We start from the raw sequence: 14,773 nt of genomic DNA on the forward strand, positions 1-14,773 counted from the left end.
GAAGCATGAAACAGCTATGGCACCACTGCCATGCGGTGACCCTGGCGGGTGGCCACTACGGAATTGTGCGCGATGCGGCGCTGATTATAGAAGCAGGGCGCATTGCCTGGATTGGCACTGAGGCGCAACTTGACCGCGATGCTGACTTCGATGAAGTGCGTGACCTGGGTGGGCGCTGGCTAACGCCGGGGTTGATCGACTGCCACACGCACCTGGTGTTTGGCGGTGACCGCAGTAATGAGTTTGAGCAGCGCCTGGAGGGCGTGAGCTATAGCGAGATAGCTAAACAGGGCGGTGGGATCGTCAGCAGCGTGCGGGCAACTCGCGAGGCCAGCTTTGATGAATTACTGGCCAGTGCTGAGAAGCGTGCCAAAGTACTGCTGCGCGAAGGCGTCACCACGCTAGAGGTCAAGTCGGGGTATGGGCTTGATCTCGAGAGCGAGCGCAAAATGCTGCAAGTTGCCCGGGCGCTGGGGGAACGGCTACCTGTCGAGGTGCTCACGACGTGCCTTGCGGCCCACGCGCTGCCGCCCGAATACCGCGAACGCAGCGATGGGTATATTGATCTAGTCTGCGAGGAAATTCTGCCGACGCTGGCGAAGGAAGGTCTTGTCGACGCCGTCGATGGCTTCTGTGAAGGTATCGCCTTCTCTGTGGAGCAGATGCGGCGGGTTTTTAACACTGCAAAGCAGCTGGGCCTGCCGCTCAAGCTACATGCTGAGCAGCTGTCGCGTCTTGGCGGTTGCCAACTGGCTGCGGAGTTTGGCGCGCTTTCTGCTGACCACGTCGAATACGCCGATAAAGCGGATGCCCGTGCGATGGCACAAAGCAGTACTGCCGCCGTGTTGCTGCCGGGGGCTTTTCTTACCCTGCGTGAAACCCAGCTACCGCCGATTGCAGACTTTCGTGAGCAGGGCGTCACCATGGCGCTGGCCAGCGACCTTAATCCCGGTACGTCGCCGGTGCTGTCGTTACGCTTGATGATGAATCTTGGCTGCACGCTGTTCCGCCTTACCCCTGAAGAAGCGCTGGCAGGCGTGACCATCAATGCCGCTAAAGCGCTGGGTATTGATGCCACTCACGGTTCGCTAGAAGTAGGTAAATGGGCAGACGCGGTCGTATGGGATATTACCGGTCCAGCGGAGCTTAGCTACTGGCTGGGCGGGCAATTGCCGGTCACGGTATTCAAAGCAGGTAAGGAGCTAGAGGCATGATCGAAAGTTACCAACTCACCCAGGGCGATACGCCGCTATTGATTTCAATGCCTCACGCAGGCACCGCGCTTACGCCGGAGGTAGAGGCGGGGCTTAATAAAGCTGCGCTCAGCCTTGCCGACACCGACTGGCATATACCCAAGCTTTACGACTTCGCCGCCGAGCTTGGGGCGAGCCGACTTGAGGCGCGCTATTCGCGCTACGTCATCGATCTCAATCGGCCTGAGAATGACGCGCCGCTCTACGCGGGTGCGACGACTGGATTATTTCCCGACATCGACTTCGACGGTGACCCACTGTTTCGAGACGGACAAGTACCGAGCAAGGAAGAGCGCGAGTGGGCAAAGGAGCATGTTTGGCGCCCTTACCACAACGCCCTGGAGAGGGAGCTTGCGCGGCTAAAGGCGCGCTTCGGCTATGCGCTGCTGTTCGACGCCCACTCTATTCGTTCAATGATACCGCGGCTCTTCGACGACCAGTTGCCCGATATCAACCTGGGTACCTTTGAGGAGCGAAGCTGCGCTCCTGGGCTTAGCAAGTCATTACAGGCGGTGTGTTCCGATCAATCGCGCTTTACTCATGTGATCAATGGCCGCTTTAAAGGGGGGCATATCACCCGGAGCTATGGGGATCCCGCTAACCATATTCACGCCGTGCAGCTTGAGCTATCCCAGCGTACCTATATGAACGAGCCGGGTGATGATCAACAGATCTTTGCCTATCGCGTAGACCGCGCCGCCGAGGTGCAACCAGTACTGCGTAAAGTGCTTGAGGCAATGCAGCGATGGGGGGAGGCTAGCTACTCAAAGAGTTAGTCGCTTGAATAATGTGCTCGTCAGCTCAATACCCGGTCATCTCGAGATACCCCTTGCCCAGCGGCTCGCCGCTGGCGCGGTCATTTATGTTCACTTCCCCTTCCCAATAGGGAACGCTGGTCGTCATCCAGCGGTTGGCGTAGGGCGCTTCGATATTGATATCGACGCCCTCTGAGGGTACTTCCAAGCGCCAGCGAGTGGGGACATCGCGTCCCGCGACCATCGAGGTTGCCAGCGGGGTCATAATGATATCGGTGTTTGATAAAGGAGTGGTGTCGCCTTGCGGCGTAATCCAGGTGCCGGAGCGGTAGTCAGCGCCTTGCTCTTGATCCGTGTCATCGCCACCGCCTCGTAGTTGAAACGCCATTAGTTTGTGACCGTCATTGAAGTGCAGCGATAGCCAATCCCAACCTGATTGGCGGGCATCCAGCAATTGACTGCTCCACTCCCTATCCAGCCAGCCGCGCCCGCTGACTGCTTTTGTCTCGCCGTTAAGTGTGACGTCGCCCTCTATTTGCCAAAAGGGCTGGCTGTAGTACATAGAGCCTTGGCCATTGGCGGCTTTTTGACTAAACCCCTGGTCGCCATGCAGTACCAGTGGCCCTTCGGCGGTCAGCGTTAATGAATAGCCAAAGCGAGACTCGCCTTCGCCGCTGTAGGCGGTGAGCGTTAGAGGGCTGAAATTGGTACTACCGACTTCCTCGCTTGCTTTCAGTTGCCAATCGTCTAGCCAGGCATGAAAGGGAGCGGTCATCACCCCCGCTTGGCTCTCCTGGGGAGCGGAGAGTTCGGCCTGAGAGTGGCTGCGGCCAAAGCGCTCGGTCACTTCGTGCTGTTCGCCTTGGGAGATCGCCATATGGGCCATCCAGAGTTGATCTGCGGCCCAGGGTGTGGGGGCTGGGCGCTCGCTTGGCGGCATAAGCGCCTGACGAAATAGCGTCCACTGCAGACCTAAGGGCTCACCGGCGGTATCTTCTAAATTGGCGGTTAAGTACCACCACTCGATGCGATAATCAGGGTGCGCTGAGTGATCTGCTGGGAACGTAAGCGATTGGTTTGGAGTGGCGTGTTGAAAGCCATCGGCGTCCTGGCCCAATCCGGCAAAGCCGGGGCTGGTGGTCGTCGTGTGATCCTCATCGCTGCAGCCGTAAAGAAGCAGCGTCGCAATGAGGACTAGTAGCCACCTTAAGCTCATTGATTGGCCTCTTCAGCCAGTAAGGCGCGGGGTGAGGCGCGCCAAAAACGCAGCGCAGGCAGTGCTGCTGATAGCAGCGCCACAGCAACAGCAGTCGCCAGGGTAACGGCCATTTCCCACGGGAATAGATACAGCGGTAGCCGCCAGCCAAAGGCAGCGACATTAATGATCGCCACCAAGCCCCAGGTGATCGCGATCCCCAGTGGAAGTGCCAGCAAACCAGTGACGAATGCCGCACCGCCTAACTGTACCAAACTTAGCTGCGCTAGCTGCGCCCTGGGAACACCCAGCGCCCAGAGTGGCGCTAACTGCTGGCGTCGGCTGCGTGCCTGAGCCAACAGGCTAGCCAGCAGTGCTAGCGCGGCAACCGCTAGGGTCAATGCATTGAGGGCGCGAGTAATGGTAAAGGTGCGCTCGAAAATCTCGGTGGCGATACGCTTGATCTCGGCTTGATCGCTCAGTGCGTCACTGCTTAGCCCAAAGCGGGCGGTAAGTGCTTCTCGTAGAACACCCTCATCGACGTCGTCATTTAGCACCAAGCCCATTGAACTAGGCGGTGCATTAAACCGTGCAGCAAGCTGGGGCGATGCCATGAGAATCTGCCCGCTTGGGTTGCCATAGTCAGGGTAAGTCGCGGCGATTGTCAGCGTTTCATTGACGCCCGGCGCGCTGAGAGTAAGCCGGTCGCCGGGGGAAAGATGCTCTGCGGTGGCGAGCTGTTCGTTAACAAATACTGCGCCATGATCGAAGGCGGCCCAGGCAGCCTCGCGATCCTGCTGGGTTGCCAGCAGTGGCCAGTGGGGTGTTAGGGAGTTGCCTGGGGTAATGCCGTAAAGCTCGATAGGGGTGCCTAAAGCGTGGCTACCGTCAGACGTAATGACGGTTTCAAGAACGGCATCGCTGCGCCGAGTGAGTAGCCGCTCTGAGACCTCAGAACGCTCAGCCAGCCAGGCATCAATATCGGCGTACTGCTCACTGGGGGCATTTAAATAGAGCGGAGCGACTAAGCGCTGATCAAGCCAGTTTAAAAAGGTGAGACGAAAACCACCGACCATACTGCCGACCCCTAGATTGGTCGCCAGGGCGATGAGTAGGGCCATCATGGCGAGCGAGAGTTTGGGTAGCTGAAGCTGCATATCCGCCAGTGCCCAGTGAATCAACGGGCGTCGCCGGGTGAGGTGTGACAGCACTTTCAAAGCAAGGGCTAATAAGGGCGGCAGCCACAGCGCGCTGGCCATAAGTAGCGCGGCAATCAGCCCAAAGCCTGCCACTAAGCCATCGCCAGGGGGTTGAAAGCGCAGCCAAATATAAAGCGCTGATGCCACTCCCGCAGCGCATGCGCCGCCGACACTCATTAGCATCAATTGCCGACGATAACCGCTGCGCCAAGCCTGCATTTGGCCTAGCTCCAGCATGTTCAAGCGGGCAGCGCGCCACAGTACGCCGCCGCCCGCCAGCAGTAGCCCACCCAGGCTAACCGCTAGCCCGCCGACCCAGTAATGCCAGGGCAGATTGAGTTCTCTGCCAACGCCTGCGCCATACAGTGAACCTAGGGTAGCCGCCACATCGGGGAGTAGCAGGCGTGCCAGCCATACGCCGCTGGCAATGCCGGCAACGGCACCGATCAGGCCAAGCAGGATTAACTCTACGCTGAGCGCTAGAACCAAACTACGCCCCGAAACACCCAGCACCCTTAGAGTGCGCAGCATACCCAAGCGTTGCTCTAAGGCTAGGCCTAGCGCTGCCTGAACAATAAATAACCCCACGACCCAGGCGAGTAGCCCTAGCGCGGTAAGGTTTAAGTGGAAGCTTTCCGTCAGTTGACCGGGAGTGGCAATGCGGTTGGCTCGGGTGAGCGTTAATCCAGCCGGAGCCTCTGTCAGAGCTCCTGGTGCGGTCACGATGCGCGTTATTTCATTACCGCTTTCAAGAAGCCGCGCAGCGGCAGCTATATCCATGACCAGGGTGTCTGGCGGGAGTGCGGGCGCTAGAACGAGGGGTGGGAGTGCTTTACCGTTCGCAAGGGTTGTGGTGGACGTCAAGGCATCGGGGGCAGCGCGGGTTTGCCATGGGGGGGTTAGAAAGTCGGTTAACGAGTTCGAGGTGTCTGCTTGGGCCAGCGGGTTATCATTCGCCAGGGTAAGCGGGTCAATGCCGATCAATGTTAGCCGAGTGCCATCTTGGGTGACGATTTCACCCTCCAGCATGGGCGAAACGGGCAAGCCCGCTTGGCGTAGGGCGTGATACTCCGCGCGGGTGAGGGCAGCGCCATCACGTCGCTCCAACTGATCTAACTGGGTATCAAACATGGCATCGGCCCGGGCGTAGCTATCGCGAGCCGTGGCGTTGATGGCTTGAATGCCACTCCATAAAGCGCTGGCTACCCATAGGCCGAGCAGCAGCATGGCTAATTGACCAGGATGACGCCGGTAGTGGGTTAGCAGTGTCGCCACAACCGTAGGTATAGACTTGATCATAACGCGCTATTAATCAGTTGACCGTGGCGCAGGCGTAGGCAGCGATCAAGCGGTGCGGCTACCTGGGGGCTATGGGTGACAACGAGCAGGGCGCACTGGGTTTCGCGCACTAGGCTCAGTAGTAGCTCAAGTACCTCTTGAGCGGTTGTTTCATCCAAATTGCCCGTGGGTTCATCAGCGAGTAACAGTGGCGGGCGCGGCGCCAGCGCGCGGCCTATGGCCAGACGTTGCTGCTGGCCCCCAGAGAGCTGCTCCGGGTAGCGTTTTTCCAGCCCCTTTAGCCCCAACCGCTCCACTAAATAGGCTGTCCAATCGGGTTCGTCACGGTTGGCTAAGCGCGCCTGCAAGCGCAGGTTGTCGAGGGCCGTGAGGCTAGGCACTAAGTGGAACTGCTGAAATACCAGGCCTAATTTTTCGCGGCGTAGCTTGGCGCGGGCGGGTTCCGCTAAAGACGCCACGTTGTGACCCGCGAGGGCAATACTACCCTGATCGGGTAGGTCTAGCCCAGCAGCAAGGTGGAGTAGCGTGGACTTGCCGCTTCCCGATTCGCCCATCAGTGCCAGGCTTTGGCCTGGCGCTAAGCGAAGTGAGACATCGTCGAGTACTTTAAGCGGGCCCTGAGGCGTCGGATAGGTTTTATGGACCTGATGAAGTTCCAGCATGGGCTGCTCTTATTACTGATGGAGACGACTAATTCGCTAACGCAGCAGGTTATTCGTTATTGAGCACCACGTTCGCCGTATACAGCGATACCGCCGCGCCCTGTGCGCTTAATGAAATACATGCACTTATCTGCCGCATCAATAAGCTCATCCGCACTGCCAAACCCGCCGTCATCCAGGCAGGCAATGCCAATAGAAACAGATACGTGGATAGGCTCTTGTGCATTGTGTGCCATCGGCGTTTTTTCTAATCGTTGAGCAATTCTTTTGGCGAAAACTTGGGCAGCCCTTGCATCTTCATCCGGCAAAATAACCAGGAACTCTTCGCCTCCCCAGCGCCCGGCCAAATCTCCTTCACGAATTAATGCTTGCAGCGCTTTGCCAAATCTTTCGAGCACTTGGTCACCAAGTTGGTGCCCGTACTTGTCGTTAAGCTTTTTGAAGTGATCAAGATCAATAAACACCACTGACATGATCAGTGACTGCTCCTGGCAAAGAAGAAAACGTTTTTGCAGCTGTTCTTCTAACCAGGCACGGTTGGCAAGGCCGGTTAACCTATCTGTGCGCGAGCGCTCTTCTAATTCATCTTGTCGTTGACGCAACGAGGCGAGTTCCGCTTGTTGCGACTCGAGGCGTGCATTGAGCTGCAGTGTTTGTTTAAACAGTAACTGCTGTGCTTCTGAAAGCAACGACTCATTATCTAGGAGTGGCGGTGCAACCATTTGCAGCATATCGGCAAGCGCTGGTAGTTGTTGTTTTATGTTTTCTAATAAAAGCCGTAAAGAAATGGTGTGAGCACCTTGATAGGTCTCGAATTCTCGTATGACGGTGACTAATGACTGTGCTGGGTGGGAAGAGAGCCAGGCGTCGGCAATGGGCCCTGAGAGCTGAACACATAGCTTGTCCGGGGAGGCTATATCGTATTCACTATGGCTATCACAAATGCGTTGAGCCAGCGCTACAGGAACTCCCCACTTTGCGGCAAGCCACGCGCCGACTTGTGAATGGTCACAGCCAAAAAGCCGTTGTTCTGATTCTGATAACTGTCGATGCGACAGAGCCTCTTCTGTATACAAAGTGTTGCTGTCTTTGGGATAGGTTTCCCGTAAAGCGATGATGCCAATATCTTGGAGCAGAGATGCCGTAAATACTTGGCCTGCCATATCAGGGCATAGGTTAATCGCCAGTTGCCGTGCAGCTAAAGAGGCGATGATAGAGCGCATCCACACGCGCTGATAATAGGCGTCGATGCCCTTGTTTTGAAGCAGGCTGAAGCTCATTACGGCTGCCAATGTGGTATCTAATCCTAACCGGGCAGTGGCTTCACTGCAGGCGCTCACTCTGGTGGGGGTACGTGAGAAGAAAGCGCTGTTTGCAAGGGTAATTATCCGCATAGTTAACGCAGGATCATGCTCAATGGCATTGGCATAGTCGTTGACCGATGGATTTTCTGAGCGCGCTATTTTTAAAATTTTAATAGCAACCGAGGGCAGGGTGGGCAGGCTGGGGCACTTGATTAGGTCAGCTACCAAAAATGGCGGTAATTCGGTCACTAAGACCAGGTCCTTCGAATTATCCTTTACCTGAATGACCTGCATTACTCTCTCCTTACACGTATTAGCTACCATCAACAGCCCTCAGTCTTCCCTGAATTTGCAGCATGGGCATTGATGATTGTATTTAATCGGTCGTATTAACCATCATAGCGCGGCAAGGCTATGAAAGGGATATAGAACCTGTGCCTGGGTGAGCATCGCGACTTATGTCTCAGATCCTCAATACCCTAAGCTTACGTAAATTTGTCATGTGAGTACCGTTATTTTTATACTCAATACGCATTAGGGGCATTCTAATCTGTCTTGTTTTGTAAGTTATTTCCTAAGCGTTTGTAAGATATCTCTTACGCTGGTGTAGGAAATTAGCTATTTAGACGACTTAGACGTCAGATAAGGATGAGTGCGGGGCGCGCATACTGCGCGTGGTAAAGAGGCATTTTATGAAGTAATGATGGTCACAGAGGATGCCTTTTTAGAGCGTAATGGAGAAACTCCCCCCTTTCGACCTGGGATGATGGCACAGGTAGACCTACAAACAGGCAAACGAACGTTGCTGAGTTAACTAATCAAACCAATTATAAAGGCACGGTTGAATTAGCCGCGTGTCTTAAAAGCAGAATGGCATATATACCTCTTCGCTCATTTATCCAATTGATTTTCTAAAGATAACTCTGCTTCAAGAGCCTGCTTGGGCTATTTCCTGGCGACTAAAGTATAAGCGTTAGAGGGTTTTACTCTCTCCTCCATACTACCATACTAGTCATATCAGCTTTGGCCTCCGCTCTTCACAGGCTTCCACCTTCGGATTGAAGTGTTATGCACACGACCCTACAAATGCTATGGCAGGAAACCCGTGACAGCGACTCCGTTCGTCAGCGGTTATTTCATGTATTAAGACAGTCGATCATTCAGATGGTCCTCGCGCCAGGCCAGGCCCTATCTGAAAAAGAAATTGCGGACACCTTTTCGGTCAGCCGTCAGCCGGTACGTGAGGCTTTCATTCGGCTTTCCGAGGCGGGGTTGGTGGAAGTGAAGCCTCAGCGCGGCACTTACGTTGTGAAGATATCTCAGCGGGCAGTGCTTGAAGCACGCTTTGTACGTGAAGCGGTCGAGGTGGCGGTCGTAAGGCTGGCGGCTGAAAAAGGTATTGAGCCATCAATCCTAACCGAACTGCATGATCTGTTAGCGCGGCAGCGTCGCTGTATTGAGCCTAATGATAATGACCGTTTTTATCGTCTTGACGAAGCCTTTCACCGAACGCTTTCTCTAGGGGTAAAGCAACACGCAGCCTGGAAAGTCATTGAAGAGGTTCGTGCTCAACTCGACCGGGTGCGCTATCTCAGTGTGCCACACAGTACTCCGCTGGAGCGGCTTGTGGATCAGCATACGAGCATTGTTGCTGCCATTGAAGCGGGAGACGTTCAGAAAGCTCAAGAGGCAATGATGCTGCATCTGCGTGAGATTTTGGTCTCTATGCCTGACCTGGTTCGCCGTTTCCCCGCGATGTTTGAAGGAGAAGCGGTATTTGAAGGTCAAGCAGTACTCGAAGAACAAGAAAACCCAGCTGTTAAGCAGGAGACGATCCAATGAAGATTGAGCAGGCTTATACCATTGTGACCTCGCCGGGGCGCAATTTTGTGACGCTAAAGATTGTCACTGATCAGGGCGAGTACGGCATTGGTGATGCCACACTCAATGGGCGTGAAATGGCCGTTGTGGCTTATTTGGAAGAGCATGTTATTCCGACGTTAATCGGGCGCGACCCTCAGCGTATCGAAGACATCTGGCACTACCTCTATCGCGGCGCATACTGGCGGCGTGGGCCCGTCACCATGAGTGCGATTGCTGCTGTTGATATGGCGCTTTGGGATATTAAAGCAAAGCTTGCGGGCATGCCGCTGTATCAATTGCTTGGTGGTAAGAGTCGTGATCGAGTCATGGTCTATGGCCATGCAACAGGGCGAGATATTGAAGCGTGTCTGGAAGAGGTCGCCCGTCACGTCGACGAGGGCTACAAAGCCGTGCGTGTGCAGGCGGGGGTGCCAGGCATTGCCAGCATCTATGGTGTTGCTAAAAAAGATGGCGAGCCTTATGAGCCTGCCGATTCTGATTTGCCTGCTGAGCATGTCTGGAGTACCAGCAAGTACTTAAATCATGTGCCAAAGCTGTTTGCCGCCGTGCGGGAGCGCTTTGGTGAAGATCTGCACGTGCTGCACGATGTTCATCACCGCTTGACGCCTATTGAGGCCGCCCGTTTAGGCAAAGAGGTTGAACCCTACCATCTATTTTGGCTTGAGGACTGCGTACCTGCTGAAAATCAGGAGGCGTTTGGCCTTATCCGTCAGCACACCACCACACCGCTGGCCGTTGGCGAAGTTTTTAACAGCCTGTATGACGCCAAAGCGCTGATTGAAAATCAGTGGATCGACTATATACGCGCCACCCTAACCCATGCTGGCGGTATTACCCATATGCGACGCATTGCTGATTTAGCGGGTCTTTATCACGTGCGTACTGGCTTTCACGGTCCGACAGACCTTTCGCCGGTTTGCCTTGGTTCGGCGATTCATTTTGATACCTGGGTACCCAACTTCGGCATCCAGGAGTATATGCCACATACCAGCGCAACGGATCAAGTCTTCCCTCACGATTATCGTTTTGAAGATGGCCACTTTATCGTTGGTGAAACCCCGGGGCACGGCGTTGATATCGATGAAACGTTAGCCAAGCAATACCCCTATAAGCGCGCCAGCCTCCCGGTTAACCGGCTAGAAGATGGCACACTTTGGCACTGGTAAGGAGTTCATCTAAATGAAAGCATTTCAGGTAAAGGCCCCTCATGACTACCAGGTTACGGAAATTGATCCGCCCAAGGTGGCTGCTGGTGAAGCGCTGGTACGTGTAGCATTTGCCGGTATCTGCGGCTCGGATATGCATATTATTCATGGGGACAACGCCTTTGTACGTTTTCCGCGCATTACCGGCCATGAGTTTTCCGGGGTAGTAGAAGCGGTGGGGGAAGGTGTACATGACGTCGCCATCTGGGACCACGTATGCATAGACCCTGTTATCAGCTGCGGTCATTGCTACCCCTGCCGTATTGGTCGACCCAATGTGTGCAGTTCGCTAGAAGTGATCGGTGTGCATCGCGATGGCGGTTTTGAAGAGTTGGTTGCTGTCCCTACGGCTAACGTTCATCAGCTACCTGCTCATATCGGACTCGATGCTGCTGCCTTAGTTGAGCCATACACCATTGCCGCCAACGTGCTTGATCGTATGCAGCCGCATCCTGGTGATCGACTAATGATTCTGGGCGCTGGAGTAATTGGCCTTACGATTCTGCAAATGGCACTTGCCAAAGGCATTGAAGAGGTGATCGTCACAGACGTTATTAATGAGCGATTAGCGGCAGCAAAACAGCTGGGTGCCACGCAGGCATTTAATAGCCGCGAGCAGGATGTGGAAAAAGAGGTACTTGCTTTGACGCAAGGTGAAGGCGTGCCACTGATTGCTGATGCGGCTTGTGTGCCAGCACTGCTCCCGCAAATGCTGCGTTTAGCCTCGCCAGCAGGGCGCATTGGCCTGCTGGGCTTTAGCGTCCAGCCCAGCGAGCTAGTGCAGCTAGAGGTGATTAAGAAAGAGCTTACCCTGGTTGGGTCACGACTTAACAACCGTAAGTTTCCAGAGGTGCTTGAGCTAATGGCAAGTGGGCAGTTGAACCCGTTGGCGTTGGTCAGTCATCGGTTACCACTCAGTGATATGCCCAGCGCCATCGAAATGCTTGACCACCGCCCAGAAGAGGCCCGCAAGGTACTGATTCAAGTCAGTGCTTAACGGGTGCTACGCCAATGCATGCCAACCCACCCGTCATTAATGGCTGCAATTAACAACTAACAACACTCGAATGCAGGAGCAATACAATGATTAAACAACTTATTACCAGCGCTGTTCTTGGAGCCGCCATAGTGAGCAGCCACTCCCTGATGGCGGAAGACTTTACCCTGCGGTTTGGCCATTTAGCCAATGAGCAGAATATTTGGCACCAGGCCGCCGAAAAATTTAAAGAGGAGGTCGAAGCCAACTCTGACGGGCAGATCGAGGTACGTCTCTATCCCAGTGAGCAACTGGGTAATGAGATGGACGTGATCAATAGTATTCAGCTAGGCACGGCGGATATGACGATCACCGGGGAAAGCTTACAAAACTGGGCGCCTAAAGCCGCGATGATGGCAGTACCTTACGCTTTTCGTGACTCAGAGCATGTCCATGCGGCAGTTAACGGCGAAATCGGTGCTGAAATTGAAGCACAAATCACTGAGCGCACTAACCTGGTGCCCTTGGCGTGGTTTGAACGCGGGCCACGTGAGCTGACCTCCAATCGGCCTATTCGCACGCCTGATGAGCTGGATGGGTTGCGTCTGCGCGTTCCGAACGTGCCGCTGTTCGTTGATACATGGCAGACAATGGGGGCGCGTCCAACCCCAATGGCGTTTAGCGAAGTGTTTACCGCGCTTCAGCAGAACACCCTGGAAGGCCAGGAAAACCCGCTTAGTCTGATCGAAAGCGCCAGCTTCAATGAGGTCCAGGACTACGTCAACATGACCGGCCATGTGCGCAGCTGGATCTATGTGGTGATTGGCCGTAACCAGCTGGAAAGTATGCCGGATGAGCTCCAGCAAGTGGTGCGAGAAGCCGCTCAAACGATGCAGGAATACCAGGCCGAGCTTTTCATTGAGGATCAAGAACGTCTTGAGCAAGCACTCCAAGAGCGTGGCATGGAGTTCGTGGAAGTCGACGTTGATGCGTTCGCAGAGAAAGCCCGCCCCGCCGTGCTTGAGGCCTTAACCGAAGAGCAGCGCGAACTCTTTGACGCTATCCAAGACTTGTAAGGTCGCAAATAGAGATTTTGTAGTGAATGACTAATGACGCTGGGCTGATAACACGTCAGCTCAGCTTCTACTGCAATAGCGGCTTGCCCGTGAGGATACGGTTATGAACTCGGATCACAAAACGCTTGAGCACGAAGCGTTAGAGAGTCTGGATCCAATGGCGACAGTGCCTAAGCTATCGGGGCCTATTGGGCGCGTGATTGGATGGGTGGATACATGTTTTCTAACCGTGGCCGTCGTGGCACTTGTCGCGATTGCCGCCACGGTACTGCTGCAAATTAGTTCAAGGCTATTTTTGCCGTTCTCAATAGCCTGGACCGAGGAGCTCTCGCGCTATCTGTTTATTTATATGGTGGCGCTATCCGCTGGCGTGGTACTGCGCCAGAACCGAAACATCAGCGTTGAGCTTTTTCATCACCTGCTGGGGCCGCGTATGCAGGCAGCTTTTCAAGTGCTGATTTGCGCGCTGATTGGCCTGTTTGCCTTTCTAGTGCTGCCTTACGCTTGGCAGTATGCACAAAACGGCGCTTGGCAGACCTCACCAACGCTTCACGTTCCCATGCTTTATATCTTTTTCTCAACGGTAGTCACCTTTGCGCTACTCCTGGTCTACAGCTTGCTAGGGTGCCTTGAAGGAATTATCGCAATGTGTCGCTCCTCTGCCACCCATCAGGAGTCGTAAGCATGGAAGTCATTATCCTTTTTGGTGTTTTTTTAATACTGCTCACGGTGGGGATGCCCATTGCGTTTGCATTGGGGTTAGCCTCGCTCTCTTACCTGCTGCTTGAGGGCATTTCATTAACGATTGTGCCGCAGCGTATGTATGCTGGCATCGATACCTTTGTGCTGCTATGCATCCCCGGCTTTGTGCTGGCTGGCAACTTGATGAATGTCGGCAACATCACTGAGCATATCGTTCGTTTCTCCAACGCTTTGTTAGGCCATATTCGAGGCGGGCTTGGCCTGGCTAACGTGGCGGGCTCGATGATTTTTGGCGGTATCTCCGGCACGGCGGTTGCCGATTCAGCCAGCATTGGGTCGGTGATGATCCCCGGTATGGCGCGCTCAGGTTATGACAAACCGTTTGCTGCTGCGGTCACCGCCGCCTCATCAACCGTCGGGCCGATTATACCGCCTAGCGTGCCGATGATCATTGCCGGTTCACTTAGCGGTATTTCGGTCGGGCGTATGTTCCTGGCAGGTGCGATTCCTGGCCTGTTGATGGGACTCGCCATGATGGTCACGGTCTATATCCTGGCCGTTCGACGTGGGTATCCAAAAGAGAAGCGCGTACCTTTTCTGCAGCTACTCCGTGAAGCGAAAACGGCCTTCTGGGCCCTGCTGATGACCGTGATTATTCTCTACGGCATTATTGGCGGTTTTTTTACTCCCACAGAAGCCTCTATTGTGGCTTGCCTCTACGCCTTGGTCGTCGGCATGTATGTCTATAAGGGGTTGTCGTGGAAAAAGCTCCCGGCCATTTTGTCTGACACCGTATTAACCTCCTCAGCACTGCTGCTGATGGTGGGGTTAGCCAACCTGTTTGGTTGGATACTCACCAGCGAACAGATTCCCCAGATGATCGCTGCGCTTATTCTTTCTATTAGCGATAACCCACTAATTGTTCTACTCATCCTTAACTTGATTCTGCTATTTGTTGGCGCTTTTATGGAGACCATTGCCGCGTTGATTATTCTTTTCCCGGCCTTGGTGGGGGTAGCCACTGGCGTGGGTGTCGATCCGGTTCACTTTGCGGTAATCGCGGTGTTGAACCTGATGATTGGTTTAACCACACCGCCGGTAGGGGTATGCCTGTTTGTGGTGGCCGGCATTGGCAAAATTCCGATGTTGACCGTTGCCAGAGCCATCGTGCCCTTTTTGCTCTGCAACTTAGCTGTGCTGCTGTTGGTGACATATGTCCCCGCGATTTCGCTTTGGTTGCCTAACTTGCTGATGGGAGAGTAG

At 54.5% G+C, this 14,773-nt stretch carries 12 protein-coding genes; 8 read left to right on the top strand and 4 right to left on the bottom strand.

Annotated features, from left to right (window positions below):
• The first annotated feature begins 5 nt into the window (after window positions 1-5).
• Both hutI and hutG read left to right on the top strand, forming a co-directional pair.
• Window positions 6-1,214 (top strand): imidazolonepropionase, encoded by a 1,209-nt coding sequence (hutI, locus tag MLE19_RS01880; RefSeq protein WP_240716379.1) that lies wholly within the window; start codon window positions 6-8, stop codon window positions 1,212-1,214.
• A complete protein-coding gene (hutG, locus tag MLE19_RS01885; protein WP_240716380.1) occupies window positions 1,211-2,029 on the top strand; it encodes an N-formylglutamate deformylase in 819 nt (272 codons plus the stop codon). Before hutI ends, hutG begins: the two co-directional genes overlap by 4 nt.
• A gap of 25 nt (window positions 2,030-2,054) precedes the next feature.
• Here hutG and MLE19_RS01890 read toward each other — a convergent pair whose 3' ends face one another.
• Genes MLE19_RS01890 through MLE19_RS01905 form a run of 4 tightly spaced genes read right to left on the bottom strand, consistent with a single transcriptional unit; the run spans window position 2,055 to window position 7,961 of the window.
• On the bottom strand, window positions 2,055-3,224 hold the full coding sequence (locus MLE19_RS01890) for a lipocalin-like domain-containing protein (RefSeq protein ID WP_240716381.1): 1,170 nt from the start codon (window positions 3,222-3,224) through the stop codon (window positions 2,055-2,057).
• The gene (locus tag MLE19_RS01895) at window positions 3,221-5,701 is read right to left on the bottom strand and encodes an FtsX-like permease family protein (RefSeq protein WP_240716382.1); all 2,481 of its coding nucleotides are present in this window, start codon (window positions 5,699-5,701) and stop codon (window positions 3,221-3,223) included. The genes MLE19_RS01890 and MLE19_RS01895 overlap by 4 nt, the downstream gene beginning before the upstream one ends.
• Window positions 5,698-6,363, bottom strand: a complete 666-nt coding sequence (locus tag MLE19_RS01900) for an ABC transporter ATP-binding protein (protein ID WP_240716383.1) — start codon at window positions 6,361-6,363, stop codon at window positions 5,698-5,700. Before MLE19_RS01900 ends, MLE19_RS01895 begins: the two co-directional genes overlap by 4 nt.
• A 56-nt stretch (window positions 6,364-6,419) precedes the next feature.
• Entirely contained in the window at window positions 6,420-7,961 is a 1,542-nt protein-coding gene (locus MLE19_RS01905) for a sensor domain-containing diguanylate cyclase (protein WP_240716384.1), read from the bottom strand.
• Between the two features lie 774 nt (window positions 7,962-8,735).
• Between MLE19_RS01905 and MLE19_RS01910 the strand changes: the two genes are divergently transcribed.
• The 6 genes from MLE19_RS01910 (at window position 8,736) to MLE19_RS01935 (ending at window position 14,773) form a co-directional block, all read left to right on the top strand.
• Window positions 8,736-9,509 (top strand): GntR family transcriptional regulator, encoded by a 774-nt coding sequence (locus MLE19_RS01910; RefSeq protein WP_240716385.1) that lies wholly within the window; start codon window positions 8,736-8,738, stop codon window positions 9,507-9,509.
• Entirely contained in the window at window positions 9,506-10,717 is a 1,212-nt protein-coding gene (gene manD / locus MLE19_RS01915) for a D-mannonate dehydratase ManD (RefSeq protein ID WP_240716386.1), read from the top strand. Before MLE19_RS01910 ends, manD begins: the two co-directional genes overlap by 4 nt.
• Before the next feature lie 13 nt (window positions 10,718-10,730).
• A complete protein-coding gene (locus MLE19_RS01920; RefSeq protein WP_240716387.1) occupies window positions 10,731-11,753 on the top strand; it encodes a Zn-dependent oxidoreductase in 1,023 nt (340 codons plus the stop codon).
• Between the two features lie 86 nt (window positions 11,754-11,839).
• Window positions 11,840-12,808: a TRAP transporter substrate-binding protein gene (locus MLE19_RS01925; protein ID WP_240716388.1), complete on the top strand. Its 969-nt coding sequence runs from the start codon at window positions 11,840-11,842 to the stop codon at window positions 12,806-12,808.
• A 103-nt stretch (window positions 12,809-12,911) separates the two neighbouring features.
• Entirely contained in the window at window positions 12,912-13,490 is a 579-nt protein-coding gene (locus MLE19_RS01930) for a TRAP transporter small permease (protein WP_240716389.1), read from the top strand.
• A gap of 2 nt (window positions 13,491-13,492) precedes the next feature.
• Complete coding sequence (locus MLE19_RS01935) at window positions 13,493-14,773, top strand: TRAP transporter large permease (RefSeq protein WP_240716390.1); 1,281 nt, start codon at window positions 13,493-13,495, stop codon at window positions 14,771-14,773.

Source organism: Vreelandella neptunia, from assembly GCF_022489065.1.
In the GTDB taxonomy this organism is placed as follows: domain Bacteria; phylum Pseudomonadota; class Gammaproteobacteria; order Pseudomonadales; family Halomonadaceae; genus Vreelandella; species Vreelandella neptunia_A.

What these genes read in the sequence shown, in the direction of transcription:
- MLE19_RS01910 (WP_240716385.1), top strand. Translation starts at nt 8,736, where the DNA reads ATGCACACGACCCTACAAATGCTATGGCAGGAAACCCGTGACAGCGAC.
- hutI (WP_240716379.1), top strand. Translation starts at nt 6, where the DNA reads ATGAAACAGCTATGGCACCACTGCCATGCGGTGACCCTGGCGGGTGGC.
- MLE19_RS01900 (WP_240716383.1), bottom strand. Translation starts at nt 6,363, where the DNA reads ATGCTGGAACTTCATCAGGTCCATAAAACCTATCCGACGCCTCAGGGC.
- manD (WP_240716386.1), top strand. Translation starts at nt 9,506, where the DNA reads ATGAAGATTGAGCAGGCTTATACCATTGTGACCTCGCCGGGGCGCAAT.
- MLE19_RS01935 (WP_240716390.1), top strand. Translation starts at nt 13,493, where the DNA reads ATGGAAGTCATTATCCTTTTTGGTGTTTTTTTAATACTGCTCACGGTG.
- MLE19_RS01930 (WP_240716389.1), top strand. Translation starts at nt 12,912, where the DNA reads ATGAACTCGGATCACAAAACGCTTGAGCACGAAGCGTTAGAGAGTCTG.
- MLE19_RS01895 (WP_240716382.1), bottom strand. Translation starts at nt 5,701, where the DNA reads ATGATCAAGTCTATACCTACGGTTGTGGCGACACTGCTAACCCACTAC.
- MLE19_RS01890 (WP_240716381.1), bottom strand. Translation starts at nt 3,224, where the DNA reads ATGAGCTTAAGGTGGCTACTAGTCCTCATTGCGACGCTGCTTCTTTAC.
- MLE19_RS01925 (WP_240716388.1), top strand. Translation starts at nt 11,840, where the DNA reads ATGATTAAACAACTTATTACCAGCGCTGTTCTTGGAGCCGCCATAGTG.
- MLE19_RS01905 (WP_240716384.1), bottom strand. Translation starts at nt 7,961, where the DNA reads ATGCAGGTCATTCAGGTAAAGGATAATTCGAAGGACCTGGTCTTAGTG.
- MLE19_RS01920 (WP_240716387.1), top strand. Translation starts at nt 10,731, where the DNA reads ATGAAAGCATTTCAGGTAAAGGCCCCTCATGACTACCAGGTTACGGAA.
- hutG (WP_240716380.1), top strand. Translation starts at nt 1,211, where the DNA reads ATGATCGAAAGTTACCAACTCACCCAGGGCGATACGCCGCTATTGATT.